Genomic DNA, 19,345 nt, shown 5'->3' with positions numbered 1-19,345 from the left:
CGATCCGGAAGACAACAGCAGAACGGAAAATCTGGGCCAATATTCCTCCCAAATCCAACCGTAAGGACGTCTTCGCGTTCTCGCCATGGGTATATCGCCAAAGAAACCTGGTCGAGCGCTTCTTTAATCGCATCAAACACTATCGTGGCATCGCCACGCGTTACGACAAGAACCCGGACAATTTCCTTGCTGCTGTCAAACTGATCGCTGTCCGCATCTGGTGCATCAGTTTATGAGTCTACGCCCTAGCGAGATTGTCTAGAACAACATTGGTCCTCACTCGTCGGGGATCATGGAGGCTACGATCCTGTCTTCAGTGTCTGTGCTTTCGGCCAGCCCATCGCGGACGCTGATACGATCAGCCAGCGATCTGTTCTGGCTCATCTTGCACTTGCCTTCCAGCTTTTGGATTGGCATGCGCAAACCGACGATACCGCGTAACTGACCACTGATAAAAGCCGCTGGAGCATCGCTGACCATCCACGGATGACTTCTGTTTTCCTCATGGAGATTGGTAAGCCTATCGACGACCTCCAGCAACCGATCGGTTTCTTCGAAAAATTCGACCGGGCCAGAAGCGTGGACTGCGGTATAATTCCACGTTGGCACCACTTTGCCATGCTCTGCCTTGGTCGCATACCAGGACGGTGTGATATAGGCTTCAGCCCCAGTGAAGACTGCGAGACCCTCGCCCAGCACCGGGACTTTCCACTGCGTGTTGGCGCGTGCAAGGTGGCCGTAGAGAGTGCCGTATTCGCCTTCGCTCGCTTCAAGAAACATAGGAAGCAGCGTGACCATTGGGCCTTCCGTTGTCGCCGTTACGAAGTTAGCCGTACGGCATTCGCGCATCATGTTGTGTAACGTGGTGAGATCATCCACTTGGAACGCGGGCGGATTGTACATCGACATTCTCCTTGTATCGAGGTCGCTCTACGCCTTAACTGGCTTTATAAAAATGACCAGTTGTTAATATTCCAAGCGTACCAGTTCGAGTACGAGGAGGTCGAACTGTCCATTGTTACGGCTCTATCAAAGCAGACATCCGCACCAGATCGGCCAGGGATCCCACCTGCATTTTCTGCATTACATGGGCGCGGCGCACCTTCACCGTAATTTCCTTCACGTCGAGTTCCGCCGCTATCTGCTTGTTCAAGAGACCTTGTACGACAAGCGCGAACACATCGCGTTCACCGGCAGTCAGGCTTGACCAACGAGCGTGGACCTCTGAACGAGCGTGTTCATCCTGCAAACGTTTTTTCTCGCCTTCGATTGCCCGGTAGACAGCATCCAACAGGTCGTGATCACGGAATGGCTTTGGCAGAAAATCCACCGCACCATTTTTGATAGCTCTGACGCCCATGGCAATATCGCCGTGACCGGTGATAAAGATGACCGGCAGGTGAATACCGAGCCCAGTCATCTGCGCGAAGAAATCCGTACCGGTCTGCTCTGGCATTCGCACATCCAGTATGATGCATGCCGGACCGGCTTGCCGTTCATGATCAAGAAAACCACGCACGGATGCAAAGCTCATCGCCTTCATGTCGATAGAGGCGAACAAATCTTCCAGCGCCTGTCGAACTGAAAGATCGTCATCAATAATATAGACGACTGCAGCGTTTTCATATGTTGTCGTCATACTCGCCCGTCCTGACTTGCTGGTACTTCCAAAAGAAATGTCACGCCGCCCGAACTGGTTCCCAATGCGCCTTGGGCATTAGTCCAGATGCGACCACCATTCGCCTCAACAATTGTACGGCTGATCGTCAACCCCAGCCCAAAACCGCCCTCTTTTGTGGTCCAGAAAGCATCAAAAAGGCGTTCTCTCGCGGTATTTGTCAGCCCCGGACCGGTATCAGCTACCGTGAACCGCAAGCTGGCGTTTTCGCCGGATGAGGATGTGATCAAGAGATAGCGGTTCCCCTTCTCGATCTGCGTCATGGCTTCGACGCCATTGAGGATTAGATTGCCGAAAACCTGCTGTATCTGTACACGATCCGCGAAAGCAGGTGGTAGGTCAGTGGCCAAGTCGAGTTCAAAATGGACATCATTGCGATAAAGCTCGGCGGTAGCCAGATCGACCATTTCGCGGATCGCCATGTTGAAATCGAAGCTCCCAACCTTCGGCTTTTCTCCTTTTGACAGGCGACGAACGCGGTCGAGTATCTCACTCGCGCGATGAGAATCCGCAGATATCCGCTCGAACGCGGATAGCGCACGCGGCACGTTTGGCGGTTCCTGTGTCAGCCAGCGACGCCCCGCCCCAGCACTCGTTTCGATGGCGACCAAGGGTTGACTGACTTCGTGGGTGATCGAACCAGTCAGTTGGCCAAGCGTAGTCAGGCGCGCGAGACGCAGCAGGCGTTCTCGCGTCTCGTGAGTTTCGGCTTCGGCATCCACCAGCTTCAGGCCAAGATAGGCGGTGCATGCGATAGCAAGAATACTGATCAATGTGTTGATGAACCCGACATTATAGGCTCCGGAGCGCGTCAGACCGAAGCTCACGATGGTCAGAAAAATGCAACCCGCAGCAACGCCAATAACAGTGCGGTGGGTGAACATTCTGGCTGAAACCAGCACGACCGCTGTATAGAACACAGCCGCCGCAATCGCGTAGTCGGTGACTGTGTCGAAGGCGAAAATCGCGGCACTTACAAGCGCCAACCCCAGAGATGTTGCGACGTCCCGTGGAGACATGCGGCGAAAGCCCTTCATTCGCATTGAATGTCTCCTCTTTGACGTGGGTCAGGCGGCTCACCGAAGCCTTATAGCGCTAATCAACAGGCTTGATCTACCATGATCCACCGACAAGCAAACGGACGGATTTCGCATGAATTTGCGTCGACCGTCGTAAGAGCCAGCATGTTTGCCGCTGACTGAGCAAACCCATCCGGGAAAATCGGTATGTCGTATTCGCTAAGCCGATAGCGATTGAAACCAGTATCCAGCAGAAGAGCCGTTGCCCCAGATTTCTGAGCCGCGTCCAGAAGTCTGGCTGACGCGGGCACAATGGTGCGTTCTGGACGGCATGCTTTCGCCGTTCTGGTCCGTTGCGTTTACGACGCGGCCTCCGCTTCGATGCAGGTGGAGCAAAAGCGCAAATGCGTTCAGCGGTCATGTTTGTCTCCTCAAACAGCCGGTTCAAAACACGGATGAAAAAGTGACCAGCAGTTGTTCTACTGGTCACTTCCTTCGATGAGATGCTGCGAGGCACCGACAGCTTCACATCAGAACCATTGGCCAAAGCGGCGAATGTAGAAGGTCTTCATGGTCTGTGCGACGACGCAATAAGCAAACAGCGTCGCGACAAGCCACGGGAAGTACGCCCATGGTAGCGGCTGCAAACCGACCATTGCACCCAGCGGCGAGAATGGAATGTAAATCCCGAGCGCCATGATCAGTCCCGTCATCAACATCACGGGCAAAGCCGCCGTGCTTTGGATGAACGGTATTTTTTGCGTGCGTAGCATATGCACGACGAGTGTCTGAGACAGCAGCCCCTCAATGAACCAGCCGGACTGGAACAGCGACTGCATTTCCGGCGTATTGGCGGCAAAGACATACCACATCAGCGCAAAAGTCGTGATGTCGAAGATCGACGATGTCGGGCCAATCCAGAGCATGAACCGGCCAATATTTCTGGCATCCCATTTGCGCGGCTTGGCGAGAAATTCCTTGTCCATGCGATCCCATGGCAAGGAAAGCTGCGAGATATCGTACATCAGGTTCTGGATCAGGAGATGGATAGCCAGCATCGGCAGGAACGGAATGAAGGCGCTTGCCACCAGAACCGAGAAGACGTTACCGAAGTTCGAGCTGGCGGTCATGTTGAGATACTTGATGATATTGCCGAAGGTCTCACGCCCTTTGATAACACCCTCTTCCAGCACCATCAGGCTCTTTTCCAGCAGGATGATATCGGCAGATTCCTTGGCAATATCAGTACCGCTATCAACCGAAATGCCCACATCCGCATCGCGCAATGCCGGGGCATCATTGATACCATCACCAAGAAATCCAACCGTATGACCATTTGCCTGCAATGCTTTGAGAACACGCGACTTTTGCAAGGGCGTGAGCTTTGCAAAAACGGTGGTCTGCTCGACCGTCAAGCGCAACGTCTCATCGCTCATCTTCTCGATTTCACGACCGAGAATTGGCGTGCCGGGCTCCAGCCCGACCTCGCGGCAGATCTTGGTGGTGACGACTTCATTGTCGCCAGTGAGAACTTTGACGGCAACACCATGATCGGCCAAAGCCGCAATCGCTGGACGAGCGGTCTCCTTTGGCGGGTCGAGGAAGGTCAGCAAACCCTGTACCACCAGCTCCTTTTCATCCGGGATACCATAACGCGTCATGGTCAAGGCTGGCGCAATCTCGCGCGTGGCAATCACCAGCACACGGAATCCATCGCGATTATAGCCACGTGCCAGTTCAACAAGTGCATTCCGGCGAATATCGTCAAGCGGCTTGATCTCGTCGCCATCGCGGATTGCGGTCGAGATTGCCAGCATCTCTTCGACTGCACCCTTGCAAATCAACAGATGCTCGCCACCAAGGCCTTCAACCACGACCGACAACCGGCGGCGCACGAAGTCGAAGGGCAGTTCGTCGACCTTGTTGTAAATCCGGGCGGGCGCAGTGAGTGAAGGCAAATCTTCGGAAAAGCGGATAACCGCCTGATCCATAAGGTTCTTCACACCACTCTGATGGTAGCTGTTAAGCCAGGCCAGACGCAATACGCCGGGGTCAACCTGACCATGAACGTCAAGGTGATGTTCAAGAATGATCTTGTCCTGAGTCAGCGTGCCAGTTTTATCCGTGCAAAGCACGTCCATTGCGCCGAAATTCTGGATAGCATTGAGACGCTTCACCACCACTTTGCGGCGCGCCATGGCAACAGCGCCTTTGGCAAGGTTTGATGAAACGATCATTGGTAGCATTTCGGGCGTCAGACCTACGGCCACAGCAAGCGCAAACATAAATGCGTCCGGCCAGTCTCCTTTGGTGAAGCCATTTATCAGCAAGACGACTGGCACCATCACCAGCATGAAGCGGATCAGCAGCCAGCTCACGCTGTTCACACCACGATCAAAGGCCGTTTCTGCACGCGAGCCTACAATCGCTTTGGCGAGCGAACCAAAATATGTCCGCGCACCCGTGGCGACCACCACGGCGGTCGCCGTGCCGCTGACGACATTCGTGCCCATAAAGCAGACTGTCGGCAGATCGAGCATATCTTGCTGGCCACCTGACGTTGCCGTAGCCTCGGCAGACTTTTCAGCAATAGCGCCAAGCGTATCGTATTTCTCAACCGGCAGGGCTTCACCTGTCAAAGCGGCCTGACTGACAAAGAGGTCGCGCGATTCAAGGAGGCGCACGTCGGCGGGGATCATATCGCCAGCGGATAGCTTGACAATATCACCGGTAACGAGTTCCGCCATTGGCACTTCGACCAGTTTTGCCTGGGCGCTTTGGCCAGCCCCACGCTCTTGGCGACGCAACACTGTCGCCGTGGTGCGCACCATCGCTTTAAGCGCTTCCGCAGCATTCCCGGAACGAAACTCCTGCCAGAAACGCAGCAGCGCGCTGAGGAGCACCATCGTGAGAATAATCGTCACGCCGGTATATTCTGGCTCCTCACCACTGCGCAGCGGCAAGATGATATCGGTGACAGACGAAATAGCGGCCAGCGCAACCAGTACGGCAATGAACGGATTCTTGAACGCGAGCAGGAACTGCACAAAAGCATGCGGGCGCTTTTCATGCGCCACATGGTTGGGGCCATCTTTGAGGAGACGTTCCCTGGCTTCAGCTTCCGTCAGTCCATTGAGGTTCGTTTTGAAATTGGCAAGCGTCGTGTCGACGCTGTTCTGTGCCTCACGCACGGCACGCATCGACAGCTTCCTGTCGTCCTTGCGAGCAGTCGCTGCTACAGGCTGTTTTACGATGGCATTCATGTCTTTATCCTCATGCCGCAATATTCGGCACGAGCACAGACATGCCCATCCCGTTACAGGATGCGCAAAGCCATGCCGCACCGTCGAAGCGAAGTACGGTTTGTTTGTCGATAGAAATCCTGAGATGCCCGCCCGGATAGTGCTCCACGCACCAACCGAGCGGACCTACTTGGGTCGTCGTCCATGGTCGAATTCCTTGTCTTCAATCGCAACGGATGGAACAAGACTGCCCATCAGTGCACCCAGTTTGATGTCCGGTTCTGCTGACCGGCGGCGAGGAGCAGGCCGAAGCGCTCCAACACTGGCAAGGACCGGTACTGCGCAATTTCATTGGGGTCCGTTGTCCACCGGCATTCCACGCGACCGTTTTCCGGGTTCACATACCAGATCGTTGTCAGTCGCGAAGTTTTCCCGGCAGTCCTGTCACCGCTTGCTTGTGCTTCGTAAATGGGGCGATACGTGGTTTTCCCGCTGGAAGCGGTTGCGTAGCTGGGGTTACGCATATGCACGCCGAAGCGCGCGCCAAAATTGGCGATTGCTGCTGCAATATTCATCTCTTACCTCATGACGCGCCACTGCAAGCGTTCGGGTAAGAGCCTGAAATCAGCTCTCTCCGAACAACCCCAGTGGCGACAGCTTTCGACTACTGTCGCTGGGCATTGTGGTTTCCTGTGTTAAGGAGCTGAATTGTTTCGCTCCGACGGCATCTCAATACCAGATGAACCTGTCATGAGCTACGAAAATGCATGCCTTCTCCAAGGTGCATTATGGTATGGAAGATATACCAAAGTATATGGTTTGCGCCGAGCAAATCATTGATCGCGGCGTTTCGCCAATCGCTCCGTTATCCGTTGCACAATGAAATACAAACCGGGAGTCAGCAGCAAACCTATCGTCGTCGCTGCGACCATACCTCCAAAAATGGTCACCCCCACCGCCCGACGCGCGCCAGCGCCTGCACCGGAGGACAGTATCAAGGGAAGAATGCCCAGAATGAACGACACAGCCGTCATCATCACCGCCCGGAAACGTTGCTCGGCTCCGGCCCGCGCAGCTTCGCCCGCAGTTAATCCTGCTTCTCGCTGCTCTTTTGCGAACTCCACAATCAAAATTGCATTTTTTGCGGCAAGGCCGATCAGCAACACCATCGCGATCTGAACATAGAGACTATTTTGAAGTCCAAAGGCCTTCAAAGCAGCCACAGCGCCGAGCAAAGCGGCTCCCAATGACACGATGACCACCGCAGGCAAAGCCCAGCTTTCATATTGCGCGACCAGGAAGAGATAGGCGAAGAGGAAAGCGAGGGCAAAGACCAAGCCTTCCTGACCGCTGCTTCTGCTTTCCTGAAAGGACAAGCCCGACCACTCATAGCCATAGCCATCGGGCAATTTTTGCGATGCTACCGTCTCCATTGCCGCCATGGCCTGACCGCTGCTTGCACCCGGAGCCGGAACCGCATTGACCTGTGCGGAGACAGAGAGGTTGTAACGCGTGATCACAAAGGGCGCGAGAACGGTGGTCAAGGAAACCACACTGCGCAATGGAACCATGGTGCCGTTGCGGTTTCTCACATGGAGTTTCAAAATATCTTCACTATGGGCTCGAAAATCGGAATCCGCTTGCAGATTGACCTGAAAGACACGCCCGTTAAGCGTAAAGTCGTTGACATAGCGCGAACCAAAATTAGCACCAATAACGGCGTAAATATCAGACACGCTGAGCCCGAGCGATTCGGCGCGGGAACGGTCCACATCGACATAGATTTGCGGCACGTTCGCATTGAATGTCGTCGCTGCGCCGCCAATTTCCTTGCTCTGATTGAAATAACCCAAAAGCGCGTTTGTAACCTGCGCGATTTCCTCGGTCGACTGCCCTTGCAAAGCTTGCAAACGGAAATCCAGCCCACCAACAGACCCGATGCCGGCTATCGCTGGTGGAGCAAACACCGAGACAATCGCACCGGGAATCTGCGCAAATTGGGACCGTAGGGAACCGATGATATTATTAAGTCGCAGCTCTTCCTTTTCGCGGTCTTCCCACGGCAAGAGTGCTGCGACGGCCATGGCACCATTCGGTGTGCTCGTCGCTTGCAGAATACTGAAGCCAGCGACCGTTATCACGTCCTGAACCCCGGGCGTCTCGGTGAGAACCTTTCTGACATTTTCGACAATGCGATTAGTGCGGTCGAGTGAAGCTGCACTTGGCAACTGGATATCAACGAACAACGCGCCCTGATCCTCATCCGGCAGGAAAGTAGCGGGCAGATTTACAAAAATGAGATATGCACCGGCAAAGCACGCAGCAATGGCCGCAAGCGGGACATACCAATATTTAACGAGAACACCGACACACCGGCCATAAGCATTCCGGGTTCGCTCCATGAAGCTCGAGAACCAAGCCAGAGGGCCTCTTCGAAAACCGCTCTGTCCCCTCCGAAGCAACAACGTCGCCAAAGCTGGACTGAGCGTCAGACCGACGAATGAGGATATGACGAGAGCCGATGAGATCGTGACTGCAAACTGGCGATAAAGCTGCCCGCCGATACCTGCCAGAAAGGCAGTCGGTGTAACGACCGCGAGAAGTACCAATGTTGTCGAGATGATCGGCCCGGTGATCTGATGCATCGCCTTGCGCGTCGCCTCAACAACTGTGATGTCCGGCGTATCATCCAGCACGTGTTTGACGTTCTCTACAACAAGAATGGCGTCATCGACAACGAGGCCAATGGCGAGAACCAGTGCCAGCAACGAGATCATATTCAGCGAATAGCCAACCGCCAACAGAACTGCGACTGCGCCAAGCATTGAGACCGGTATGGCAAGAGCCGAAATCAGCGTCGCGCGCCAATCCTGCAAGAAGATGAACGTCACCGCCAGCACGATGACGAATGCTTCAAACAGTGTTCGCGTGGTCAATTGCAGGCTGGCATCGACAAACCGCGTTGCATCATACACGACATGATACTGCAGCCCTGCCGGAAACCGCGACGACAACCGCTTGAGTTCAGCCTGAACGGCGGTTGCGGTCTGAATCGCATTGGCGCCGGGGGATTGGTTGATCTGGAGCATTGCAGATTCATGACCGGCGAAACTTGCTCGTGAGGCATAGTTACGCGCACCGAGTTCGAGACGAGCGATATCCCTTAAAAACACATTTGCGCCATCGGTTCCGGTGCGGATAACGATAGCTCCAAATTCGTCCGCATCACGCAACCGCCCCTGAGCCACCAGTGTATATTGAAGCTCAGTCCCCACCCGCATAGGAGGCGCACCTGACTGCCCGAGCGTAGCCTGGATATTCTGCCGCTGAATGGCGGCTGAAACCTCATCAATGGTTATCCCGAGCGCATCCATTCTTTGCGGATTGAGCCAGACGCGCATCGAATATTCAGACGCGCCGGTAACGCTCGCCTCACCGACACCAGCGACCCGCGAAATCGCATCGACAATCGTCGTCGTGGTGAAGTTGGTGATCTCCAGCGCGCTCAAGCTGTCATCAGGGGAATAGAATGCTATGCCCAACACGAAATCGGGCGAACGCGATCGAACAGAAACGCCCTGCTGCGCAACAGCGGCAGGCAACCGGGAAATTGCCAGCTGCGCGCGATTTTGCACATTGATCTGCGCAAGCTCCGGATCCGTGCCCACTTCAAAGGTAACTGACAATGAATATTGCCCGGCATTGGAACTCGTGGACGACATATACATCATGTCATCCACGCCATTGATGGCTGTCTCCAGCGGGCCGCCAACAACGTCCGCAATTACCTCCGCACTGGCACCCGGATATGTCGCCGACACCGTGACTGTCGGTGGTGTAATCTGCGGATACTGCTGGATGGGCAAAGAGAAGACGGCAATTGCACCGGCAATAGAAATGAGAAGGGAGATAACGATTGCAAGACGCGTTCGCCGTATGAAAGTTTCAGAGATCATTGAGCGGCCCTCGGCTCTTCCAGCGACACTTCCTGCGGCGAAACCGCTTGTCCGTCCGCAATTCTTTGCAGGCCTTCAACGACTACCCTATCCCCCTCTTTGATTCCCTCTCTCACAGACCAGTCATTGCCAATGCGAACGCCGGTCACGATCTGACGCCGGGTAACCGTGTTATTATCATTCAAAACAAAGACAAACTTGCCCTCACGGTCCTGCAAAACGGATGCCATTGGGACAATCGGCAGTATCTTTGCCGCTTCATCCACTAGACTGACAGAAACAGTCTGGCCAGGAAGCAAAATATGGTTCGGATTTGCAAACAAGGCGCGCACGGCGATTGTGCCTGTCTGAGCGTTAACCTCGTTATCGATGAACTGGATGGTACCGGCAGGCTCATATGGTTTGCCATTGGCAAGGGTGAGTGTGGGCTGGAAACTAGTCAGATCGACTGTCCCACCGCGCGCCTCCTTCTGACGAATAGCGATGAGCGTCCTGTCGGTAATGGAGAAAACAACCCGCACGGGATCGAGTTGAACAATGCGCGCCAACGGACCAGAACTTGGACCGACGAGATTTCCAACGGTAAAAAGCGACCTGCCAATGGTGCCATTTATCGGGGAACGGATTTGTGTGTAGGAGAGATTGAGCCTGGCCGTATTGAGAGCAGCTTCCGCACTTTGCACATCCGCCGACGCGATATCGAATGCAGCTTGAGCATCATCGAGAGAGGCTTGAGAAGCCGTATTCCGATTTGCCAGAGTTCGCGTTCGCGTCAAGGTCTGCCTGGCGGCATTTTGGGATGCTTGCGCACGCGCAACCTGCGCTTCGGCCGATGCCGCCGCCGCCTGCATTTGATCCGGTTCGATCTCAAAAAGGAGATCGCCTGCTTTTACCGCGCTGCCCTGCTCGAAGCTCTTCCCTTTGAGAAAGCCGGTGATCCGGGCCTGAATATCAACTGCTTCTATCGCTTCGATCTGACCATTGAATTGAAGTGGAGCGCTGGAAGGCGCCGAGCCGACCTTTCTCACGACCACCGATGGCGCGGCGGGAGATTGCTGGGCCAGACCGGGATGCATGAACAGAAACGAAAGCACCCCAGAGAGGGCAATATTCAAGGAGACATAACCGAGGGTTTTCATCAACTGCGCGTCCTCCTGCGGCCAGATATTGACCAATCATTCATGCATTTCGTGTGCTAAGGGCTATTCCCACATAGGCTACACCGGCAATCAGCAAGGCAATTCCAGCGATCGACCCCGATGCGAGTTCACGTGTCAAAGGCCATTTCAGGAAGAGTGCGGCACTGGCTACCCAGGCGATAAGCCCGGAGACTGCGAACCAGTACCAGCCCTTGGTAGGATGAATCTTGATCGATAATGCGATCTGAAGAAATCCGTGTACGAACACCACAATTGCAATCAGCAAAGTTATTGCCAGCGCGCCTTTGAGTGGGTTGAGATAGATCATTACTCCACCAACCAGTTCCACCACGCCCGCCAATTCTTGCCAGACAAAGCCCGCCCAACTCTTAACCCTGAGCGACTGGATAATCTTGACGACACCGATTGCCATGAGGACTGCACCGAAGATGGTACTTGCTGCAAACTCCGAGAAAACCGGTAGAAGCAGGCAGAGTGCTCCTCCTGCTAACAATAGGACGCCGATGCCAAGAAAGCCTTTCCATTTCTTCTGCTCAATCGTCTTGCGTTCCAGATGCGGCAAATCGTAAACCTCCATGCATAAGCCCCGTCAGCCACGATTACGAACTCAAGCACGTCCTCTACTGAACGAGAGACGAATAAGAAAATGGCGCCCGTCAGCGGCGCCATCTCACAGTGCGAACATTGGTTATGCGACCGTCACGTGCACGGATTGTTACGTCGTAGGTTCGTCTGAACCGATCCCCCCGATAGAGGAAGTGACTTCCCCTGCAATCTATCGCACGCACATTTCGGAAGCCACGCATCCTCAAAAGCCTGGTACCATCGGAACAACGTATTCTATGACCGTTATTTACCCTCGTACCGACCAAAGCAGTTTGGTTCTGGCTGAATGCCTGGACAGGTTCCGTAATCGTACCCACCACGGTTAAGGCTAACAAAGCGAGAATAGCTGTAATGGATCGAAACATTATCCCCTCCTCTCCGATCCTTCATTGAAAATTGTTTTCTACAAACACGCTCAACGACAAGGCGCTTCAAAAACCCGACCGTGCTGATCCCGATAGCGGCAATACTGAACCCCATTTCGGGTATGTGCGACCCCAACCAGCGTTCCAGCTGCGGCACCGATTGCAGCCCCCGTAAGCGCGCTGCGCGTATTGCCGCCAATAGCGGCACCGGCGAGACCGCCGACTGCAGCACCACCGACGCCATATCCGGCGGTTCTCTGTTCTGAAGACGTACAAGCACTCGCGCCGAGGCCGACAGCGGCAATAATCAACACGCTGAACATGTATCTGTTCATGGTATCCTCCCTCCGAGGCAGTGAGCGTCAGAAATAGTTCCACGTTAGTCAGGATCGAAATGCAGTTTTCATCACCAAAGCATACACTGCCTTGGCTCTTCATTCAGTCGGCATATGGCTCTAGGGTATTGAATTTACTTCAGATTTAAGAACAGGCTCGGGAAGATTTATCTGCGACCGGGTCTGTGCCAACGATCAACGCGTACAACACGTCCGTCGCGTGCCCTGACCTCGACCCGCAACGCCTGCTCATTTCGCATGCCACGGATGACATAGTGCGGTCTACGGCAGTCGACTTCACGGACATTCGTCAAACCGCGCATTGCAAGACGCCGGGAGGCTTCTCTGCAGGTTAAAGATCGACCGTTGTTCAGTTCCGTACCGACAACGACGCCTCTGTGAACAGGACGCGCGTTTGCGTCAACGGAGAAAAAAAGCGTAGATAACGCCGCCAGAAGGATTACGGCTTTCGATGCAGGAGCAATTGCATACATCTGTGACCCTCCACGTTTCTATGGATTATTTGAATATAACTACATTTAAAACTTAACAGCAATCCCTTTTATTTAAGTGCACAGCCAACAAGTAAGCCAATCCGCCCCCCCGAACACAGATTGGCTTTATGCTAATCATCAGCCTGTCTTTACGACAGATCGCCTCAGTATCTACATACGCGCGGTGCTGCACCGTGCACACATCGATAGTGATAGCGCAGGCCGCCTGCGTCCATTTCTAGCAAACAAGATGCTCTACCATGGCAACTACCGCAAGGAGCCACGCATCTGCACCTTTGAGCACTGAAAGCTGAAGCCTGACTGGCAACTCAGCGCCCCGACGCCACAAGGCAGCGAGACCGCGCAACCATCGAGAAAATTGCAGATCAGTGTGCTTCGCAACGTCTTCGCATTCATCATGAAGAACCGTTCGTCATCGTTCAGCATTGGTTCGATCAGGCAAGCAGTATGAGGCAGTGTCAGGCTTAACAGGATTGCATCTGGGCCCAATCACCATTCGAAAGATGCCACAAACCTTTACGAGCGCCCAACGCCTCAAGATAGTTGGAAAGCGATACATTCATGTGCGATTGCTCGTCACAGCCGCGCAAGCCCTCAATAATAGACAGGTGGCTCTCGTGCGGTGTTAGCTTTGTCGCAAGCGTGTCACCAGGTGGTGAAAACAACATCGTTTTCGGTTAAGTCGGCAAGCGAAACACTCTCTATGAAAATGCCGTTTTCATCGCCGTCAAAGCTGACATAGACGCCTTGGGCCGTATCGTGCGAGGCGGCCAGAAAACTATCGAAGTCGTGAATAGCGGGATTGCTCGAAGCGTAACCGCTGAACTTGATCACATCGCCGCCCGCAACATCAAAATCGGCAATGTGATCAACGCCACCGTTCTGATGCATCGCTGCAAATGTCCAGATAAATTGATCAGCACCGCTGCCGCCCGTCAGGATATCCGCGCCAAGCCCGCCGTCGGGGGTGTCAGCGCCAGCACCGCCATTCAACACATCATCGCCTGATCGACCTTCAAGCTGGTCGTTTCCGGCTCCGCCGTCGAGAATATCAATGCCGATTCCGCCTGCAACCTGATCTTTCCCCTCTCCACCCAGCAAGGTGTTAGGACCGGTATAGCTCGTTACACCGCTGACCTCCACCATCATCCGGTCATTGCCTGCGCCACCATCAAGAAACTGATCGCCATTACCGGCCACCATGAAGTCATCGCCGTCACCGCCAAACAGAACGTCATGGCCTGCCGGACCGCCCGCACTACTGCCAACAGAAAACAAGACATCGTTTCCCGCTCCGCCTTCGAAGTAGTCATCGCCAAGACCACCTGTTAGAGAGTCATTTCCCTGTCCGCCGATGAGGATATCGTGACCTTCACCGCCTGAAAGAATATCATTCCCGGCTCCGCCATCGAGATAGTCGTTGCCCTCGTCCCCGGAAAGGTCGTCGTTCCCGCCCTTGCCATACAGAATATCGTCACCCCCGCCACCCATCGCCCGGTCATCACCGTCAGCGCCGACAAACTTATCGTCGCCATCATTCGTGGAAACCAAGGCTCTTTGGGTGTCGCTGGCCAATATCGTGTCATTGCCCCGACCCGTATTGACACTAATGAACTCGAAGTTCCGAAATGTCGTGCCGGTGGATGTGGTACCTTCGTTGAAGTCGACTGTCATATTCTCTAAGGACGACCCGTCATCCATGCTCAACAGGTCATATCCTTCACCGCCATCAAGTTCCACAGACGAGAATGAAGTAATAATTTGATCATTGCCCGTGCCGCCATAAATGTGGTTAGCACCATAGTGATCATAAATAGTATCATCTCCAGCGCCCGCGTCGATGAAATCATCGCCTAGCGCATCGGGCGACTGGCTGGAATAGCCAGCCCCGATTACGTCTGCCCCAGCCCCGGTTGAGATGATGTCGTCGCCCGTGCCACCAACAATAATATCATCACCACTACCGGTATTGATAACCAGCTGCTCGACATCACGGAAATAGACACCCTTTGTTGGATCCCAATCATTGTCGAAGGTGGCATGCCCATTCAGCGCGTTTATTTTAACATTGCTCGCGCTTTCAGAGCAATCAAGAAGCAGCACGTCGAAGCCAGCACCCCCATTCGCTGCCCCGCTCACCCCGTCCAATATGAGCCGGTCATCACCTGCGCCACCGTCAAGACGGTCAAAACCGCTCGAGCTGATCAAGATATCGTCGCCACCGAGACCCCAGATATCATCATTCCCGTCAGCGCCGAAAATAATATCATCAAGATTTGTTCCCACGAACTTAGCCATCGGTCGCATCCCTTTATTTAAGAAGAGGAACGAACAGCATAACATCGAATAACGCAATTAAAATTGAAATTAAACTTCGAATATAAAGTTTCATTGAGAATTATTTATTTCAATATTTAAAATACTTCATTGAAATTTGTAATTCTATCATTAGGGCAATTCAAAATAAAAGATGCATCGCTCCGCTAAAGCGACGATGCATCATCACCCTTCGGAACTTTAGATCGATTACGTTTTTCTTTCCAAACCGATCTTGCGTGCAAGCCAGTCCGGCTTGATGGCCGTTTTGGAAAGCTCAAGATCGGCCAATAGTCTCTGTTGCGCCAATTCCGGCATATCGGATGCACGAGGCGCCCCGCTAGCCCGGCTGACATGCATCAACACCTGTTCACAGAGAGCAACTTCATGTCCATCCCCATTCTGCATACACATGAATAGGTGCATGCGTTTGCGATCTACGTTTAGGACCGAGAGCTCCACACTCAGCGCTTCATCGACATGACACTCTTTCAAGTATCCGATGCGGCTATCAAGGGTATAGAGCGTGGCATTTTTCGCCTCGCGATAGGCTACATCGATCCCTATCCGATCCATATACGCGGTCGCCGCATCAGAAAAGACAATGCCATAGGCATAGTCGCCCATATGGCCATTATAGTCGATCCAGCTCGGCGAGACAGTCGTGCGATAAATGAAGAAAGCATCGCTCAATCTCATTTCCTCCGTTCCAACCAGGCATAGAACTCTCCGACGATACCTTTACGGAAGAGGATGACGCATGCCATGAAGATGAGGCCGGTGACGATTGTGACTGGGAAGTCGGATGTTGCGAGATAGTTCTGGAGGGCGACGACGAAGGCGGCGCCGACGATGGGTCCGATCAGCGTGCCGATGCCGCCAAGCAGCGTCATCAGGATGACCTCGCCCGACATCTGCCAGCCGACATCGGTCAGCGTTGCAAACTGGAAGACGAGTGCCTTCATGCCGCCTGCAAGGCCCGCAAGGCCTGCCGACATGACGAATGCGGCCAGCTTGTACTGATTGACGGAATAGCCGAGCGATATGGCGCGGTTTTCGTTCTCGCGCACCGATTTCAGGATCATGCCGAAGGGCGAGTTGGTGATGCGCCAGATGGCGAAGACCCCAAGCACGAACACGGCCAGCACAAAGTAATACATGTTCATCTGGTTGTTGAGATCAATGAAGCCGAACAGATATCCGCGCGGCACGCCCTGCAAGCCGTCCTCGCCATGGGTGAAGGCCGCCTGCAGGCAGAAGAAGAAGAACATCTGCGACAGCGCAAGCGTGATCATGGTCGAATAGATGCCCTGACGGCGAATGGCCAGATAGCCGATGACGAGGCCAAGCGCTGCAGCGGCAAGAACGCCGAGGATCAGCCCCACTTCCGGCGTCACGCCCCATTCCTTCACCGTATGCGCGGTGATATAGGCCGCGCCCCCGAAGAAGGCCGCATGGCCGAACGAGAGAATGCCGGTATAGCCAAGCAGCAGATTGAAGGCAGAGGCAAACAGCGCAAAGCACAGCATCTTCATCAGGAAGATCGGATAGACCACGAAGGGTGCGGCGGCCAGTGCGACGATGGCGATGACGAGGATTATGGCCGACAGGCTGTTGATCGCAGGCTTGCGGGATGAAGCAGCACCATGGCTTGCAGCCGTTGCTTTAAGAGCGGTATCAGCCATATCAGGCCTCCTTCCCGAACAGTCCGGCGGGTCGCACCAGAAGAACGATAGCCATGATAACGAAGATGACGATGCTGGAGGCTTCCGGATAGAAGACCTTGGTGAGCCCTTCGGCCAGCCCCAGCACATAGCCGGTGATGATGGCGCCGAGGATCGATCCCATGCCGCCGACAACCACCACGGCAAAAACCACGATGATGATGTTGGAGCCCATCAGCGGGCTGACCTGATAGATCGGGGCCGCCATGATGCCGGCAACGCCTGCAAGACCCGCACCCAGCGCATAGGTGAAGGTGAGAAGCAGCGGCACATTGATGCCGAAGGCTTTGACCAGTGTTGGGTTTTCGGTGGCGGCGCGCAAATAAGCGCCAAGCTTGGTCTTTTCGATCAGAAGCCAGGTGCCAAGGCAGATGATCAGCGAGGCCACGACCACCCAGGCGCGATAGTTCGGCAGGAACATGAAGCCGAGATTATGCCCGCCAGCAAGCGATGGCGGCACCGCATAGGGCTGTCCGGCAGCGCCATAATAATAGCGGAACGTGCCTTCGATCACGAGCGCCAGGCCGAAGGTGAAGAGCAGGCCATAGAGCGGATCGAGATTATAAAGCCGTGACAGCGCCACGCGCTCGACGATCGCCCCGCCGAGACCGACGATGATCGGAGCCAGAACAAGCGCTGGCCAATAGCCGATGCCAAGCCAGCTCAACAGCAGATAGCCGACAAAAGCGCCCAGCATATATTGTGCGCCATGGGCAAAATTGATGATGCGCAACAGCCCGAAGATGATGGCAAGGCCAAGGCTCAGCATGGCGTAGAACGAGCCATTGATGAGGCCAACCAGTAACTGCCCGAGAAGCGCCTGCAGGGGAATACCGAAGATCATTGTCATGTCAGACTCCCAAGGCTTCGTTCAGGGCTGCCATGCGGTCGGGCAGCTCGGCGGTCGGGAAGTTCTCCGTCACCACGCCATGATCCATGAGATAGAAGCGGTCTGCGACCTTGGCGGCAAAGCGGAAGTTCTGCTCGACCAGCAGGATGGTCATGCCGCGCTTCTTCAGTTCCACCAGCACATCGCCGATGCGCTGCACGATGACAGGCGCCAGACCTTCGGTCGGCTCGTCCAGCAGCAGCACCTTCACGCCGGTGCGCAGGATGCGCGCAATGGCCAGCATCTGCTGTTCGCCGCCCGACAGTTTGGTGCCCGGGCTGTTGCGCCGTTCATGCAGGTTCGGGAAAAGCGCGTAAATCTCGTCCAATGACATCAGGCTCTGCTCGCCTTTTGCGACGACCGGCGGCAGCAACAGGTTCTCATGCACGCTGAGCGTGGCGAAGATGCCGCGTTCTTCCGGTACGAAGCCCAGACCCGCATGGGCAATGCGGTGCAAGGGCACGCGCATGATATCCCGACCGTCCAGCGTGATCGTGCCGGTGCGCTTGCGGATGATGCCCATGATGGCGCGCAAGGTTGTCGTCTTGCCGACGCCGTTGCGGCCCAGAAGCGTGATGGTTTCGCCCGGCCAGATGTCGAGATCGACGCCATGCAGGGCATGGCTTTCGCCATACCAGGCATTCAGTCCGCGCACGGACAGGAGCGGTTGGCCTTTATTCATGTTCGGTTCCCATATAGGCGGTGCGCACGCGCTCGTCCTTCGAGACGTCGGCATAGCTGCCGGAGGCGAGGATCTCGCCGCGTTGCAGCACCGTGACATGGTGGGCGATATCGGCCACCACCTTGAGATTGTGTTCCACCATCAAAACGGCGCGATCCTTCGCGACATCGGCAATGAGGGCTGCAATGGTGTGGACGTCTTCATGGCCCATGCCGGCCATCGGCTCATCGAGCAGCAGCACTTTCGGATCGAGCGCCAGTGTGGTGGCGATTTCCAGCGCGCGCTTGCGGCCATAGGAGAGATCGGCAGCCAGTGCATGACGGGCATCGGCAAGGCCGACGCGTTCCAGAAGCTCGATTGCCTGCGCGTCCAGCCGATCCAGCGCCGAGAGCGCGCGCCAGAACTGCGTGGCAAGGCCATTCGGGCGCTGCAACGCCACCTTGACGTTTTCCAGCACAGTCAGATGCGGGAAGGTGGCCGAAATCTGGAACGAGCGCACCAGCCCCATCCGCGCCACTTTGGCCGGATCGGTTTTGGTGATCGTTTCGCCCAGAAGCGTGATCTCGCCGCTTGTCGGCTGCAAAAACTTGGTCAGGAGATTGAACACCGTCGTCTTGCCAGCCCCGTTCGGGCCGATCAGCGCATGAACACGGGCATGTTCCACATCAAGATCGACATTCTTCACCGCGTAAAAGCCGCCAAACGACTTACCTAGTCCCCGCGCCGACAAAACATGACGCCCAGAACCCTGCCGCGAATTGTCCGAACCAGACGGCCCTGCCTCACGCAGAGCCGTATCTCTCACAGTCGAAGCTTCCATCCAATCAGCCTCTTACTGCTTTACCAATGGACAGCCGC

General features: G+C 54.9%; 15 protein-coding genes and 1 pseudogene. 1 reads left to right on the top strand and 15 read right to left on the bottom strand.

From position 1 onward, the window contains the following. A pseudogene (locus ACTJKP_RS23850) lies at window positions 1-236 on the top strand (IS5/IS1182 family transposase); the annotation flags it as partial. A 40-nt stretch (window positions 237-276) separates the two neighbouring features. On the opposite strand, the gene ACTJKP_RS23845 reads toward ACTJKP_RS23850, so the two are convergent. The 15 genes from ACTJKP_RS23845 to ACTJKP_RS23775 all read right to left on the bottom strand — a co-directional run bounded on the left by ACTJKP_RS23845 (window position 277) and on the right by ACTJKP_RS23775 (window position 19,307). Then, complete coding sequence (locus tag ACTJKP_RS23845) at window positions 277-903, bottom strand: FMN-binding negative transcriptional regulator (RefSeq protein WP_440632447.1); 627 nt, start codon at window positions 901-903, stop codon at window positions 277-279. Between the two features lie 115 nt (window positions 904-1,018). Next, window positions 1,019-1,639 carry a response regulator transcription factor gene (locus ACTJKP_RS23840; RefSeq protein WP_078341278.1) on the bottom strand — a complete coding sequence of 207 codons (621 nt, stop codon included), beginning with the start codon at window positions 1,637-1,639 and terminating at the stop codon, window positions 1,019-1,021. Then, window positions 1,636-2,721 (bottom strand): sensor histidine kinase, encoded by a 1,086-nt coding sequence (locus tag ACTJKP_RS23835; RefSeq protein ID WP_440632446.1) that lies wholly within the window; start codon window positions 2,719-2,721, stop codon window positions 1,636-1,638. Before ACTJKP_RS23835 ends, ACTJKP_RS23840 begins: the two co-directional genes overlap by 4 nt. Before the next feature lie 506 nt (window positions 2,722-3,227). Next, a complete protein-coding gene (gene mgtA / locus ACTJKP_RS23830) occupies window positions 3,228-5,960 on the bottom strand; it encodes a magnesium-translocating P-type ATPase (protein WP_440632445.1) in 2,733 nt (910 codons plus the stop codon). 233 nt (window positions 5,961-6,193) lie between these two features. Next, complete coding sequence (locus ACTJKP_RS23825; protein ID WP_440632444.1) at window positions 6,194-6,514, bottom strand: hypothetical protein; 321 nt, start codon at window positions 6,512-6,514, stop codon at window positions 6,194-6,196. A 258-nt stretch (window positions 6,515-6,772) separates the two neighbouring features. Further along, window positions 6,773-9,895: an efflux RND transporter permease subunit gene (locus tag ACTJKP_RS23820; RefSeq protein ID WP_440632443.1), complete on the bottom strand. Its 3,123-nt coding sequence runs from the start codon at window positions 9,893-9,895 to the stop codon at window positions 6,773-6,775. Further along, the gene (locus ACTJKP_RS23815) at window positions 9,892-11,034 is read right to left on the bottom strand and encodes an efflux RND transporter periplasmic adaptor subunit (RefSeq protein WP_440632442.1); all 1,143 of its coding nucleotides are present in this window, start codon (window positions 11,032-11,034) and stop codon (window positions 9,892-9,894) included. The genes ACTJKP_RS23820 and ACTJKP_RS23815 overlap by 4 nt, the downstream gene beginning before the upstream one ends. A gap of 40 nt (window positions 11,035-11,074) precedes the next feature. Next, window positions 11,075-11,632, bottom strand: coding sequence for an HdeD family acid-resistance protein (locus ACTJKP_RS23810; RefSeq protein WP_440632441.1), 558 nt, complete (start codon window positions 11,630-11,632; stop codon window positions 11,075-11,077). 444 nt (window positions 11,633-12,076) lie between these two features. After that, window positions 12,077-12,349: a glycine zipper 2TM domain-containing protein gene (locus tag ACTJKP_RS23805; protein ID WP_440632448.1), complete on the bottom strand. Its 273-nt coding sequence runs from the start codon at window positions 12,347-12,349 to the stop codon at window positions 12,077-12,079. 1,172 nt (window positions 12,350-13,521) lie between these two features. Further along, complete coding sequence (locus tag ACTJKP_RS23800; RefSeq protein WP_440632440.1) at window positions 13,522-15,174, bottom strand: calcium-binding protein; 1,653 nt, start codon at window positions 15,172-15,174, stop codon at window positions 13,522-13,524. Between the two features lie 228 nt (window positions 15,175-15,402). Then, window positions 15,403-15,885, bottom strand: coding sequence for a thioesterase family protein (locus ACTJKP_RS23795; protein ID WP_440632439.1), 483 nt, complete (start codon window positions 15,883-15,885; stop codon window positions 15,403-15,405). A gap of 2 nt (window positions 15,886-15,887) precedes the next feature. Continuing rightward, complete coding sequence (locus tag ACTJKP_RS23790) at window positions 15,888-16,877, bottom strand: branched-chain amino acid ABC transporter permease (protein WP_440632438.1); 990 nt, start codon at window positions 16,875-16,877, stop codon at window positions 15,888-15,890. A gap of 1 nt (window position 16,878) precedes the next feature. Beyond that, window positions 16,879-17,766, bottom strand: a complete 888-nt coding sequence (locus ACTJKP_RS23785; protein ID WP_078341355.1) for a branched-chain amino acid ABC transporter permease — start codon at window positions 17,764-17,766, stop codon at window positions 16,879-16,881. A 1-nt stretch (window position 17,767) separates the two neighbouring features. After that, complete coding sequence (locus ACTJKP_RS23780; RefSeq protein WP_078341354.1) at window positions 17,768-18,487, bottom strand: ABC transporter ATP-binding protein; 720 nt, start codon at window positions 18,485-18,487, stop codon at window positions 17,768-17,770. Next, window positions 18,480-19,307 carry an ABC transporter ATP-binding protein gene (locus ACTJKP_RS23775; RefSeq protein WP_440629869.1) on the bottom strand — a complete coding sequence of 276 codons (828 nt, stop codon included), beginning with the start codon at window positions 19,305-19,307 and terminating at the stop codon, window positions 18,480-18,482. Before ACTJKP_RS23775 ends, ACTJKP_RS23780 begins: the two co-directional genes overlap by 8 nt. Between the last annotated feature and the right edge of the window lie 38 nt (window positions 19,308-19,345).

The organism is Brucella sp. 22210, from assembly GCF_052045675.1.
In the GTDB taxonomy this organism is placed as follows: Bacteria; Pseudomonadota; Alphaproteobacteria; order Rhizobiales; family Rhizobiaceae; genus Brucella.
The sequence above is the reverse complement of the archived record's forward strand: the minus strand, read 5'-3'. Positions and strand labels throughout refer to the sequence as shown.

Excerpts from the sequence above, each read along its gene's own strand:
- ACTJKP_RS23835 (WP_440632446.1), bottom strand. The coding sequence starts at position 2,721 with ATGCGAATGAAGGGCTTTCGCCGCATGTCTCCACGGGACGTCGCAACA.
- ACTJKP_RS23820 (WP_440632443.1), bottom strand. The coding sequence starts at position 9,895 with ATGATCTCTGAAACTTTCATACGGCGAACGCGTCTTGCAATCGTTATC.
- ACTJKP_RS23815 (WP_440632442.1), bottom strand. The coding sequence starts at position 11,034 with ATGAAAACCCTCGGTTATGTCTCCTTGAATATTGCCCTCTCTGGGGTG.
- ACTJKP_RS23805 (WP_440632448.1), bottom strand. The coding sequence starts at position 12,349 with ATGTTCAGCGTGTTGATTATTGCCGCTGTCGGCCTCGGCGCGAGTGCT.
- ACTJKP_RS23790 (WP_440632438.1), bottom strand. The coding sequence starts at position 16,877 with ATGGCTGATACCGCTCTTAAAGCAACGGCTGCAAGCCATGGTGCTGCT.
- ACTJKP_RS23775 (WP_440629869.1), bottom strand. The coding sequence starts at position 19,307 with ATGGAAGCTTCGACTGTGAGAGATACGGCTCTGCGTGAGGCAGGGCCG.
- ACTJKP_RS23785 (WP_078341355.1), bottom strand. The coding sequence starts at position 17,766 with ATGACAATGATCTTCGGTATTCCCCTGCAGGCGCTTCTCGGGCAGTTA.
- mgtA (WP_440632445.1), bottom strand. The coding sequence starts at position 5,960 with ATGAATGCCATCGTAAAACAGCCTGTAGCAGCGACTGCTCGCAAGGAC.
- ACTJKP_RS23780 (WP_078341354.1), bottom strand. The coding sequence starts at position 18,487 with ATGAATAAAGGCCAACCGCTCCTGTCCGTGCGCGGACTGAATGCCTGG.
- ACTJKP_RS23845 (WP_440632447.1), bottom strand. The coding sequence starts at position 903 with ATGTACAATCCGCCCGCGTTCCAAGTGGATGATCTCACCACGTTACAC.
- ACTJKP_RS23810 (WP_440632441.1), bottom strand. The coding sequence starts at position 11,632 with ATGGAGGTTTACGATTTGCCGCATCTGGAACGCAAGACGATTGAGCAG.
- ACTJKP_RS23840 (WP_078341278.1), bottom strand. The coding sequence starts at position 1,639 with ATGACGACAACATATGAAAACGCTGCAGTCGTCTATATTATTGATGAC.
- ACTJKP_RS23800 (WP_440632440.1), bottom strand. The coding sequence starts at position 15,174 with ATGGCTAAGTTCGTGGGAACAAATCTTGATGATATTATTTTCGGCGCT.
- ACTJKP_RS23825 (WP_440632444.1), bottom strand. The coding sequence starts at position 6,514 with ATGAATATTGCAGCAGCAATCGCCAATTTTGGCGCGCGCTTCGGCGTG.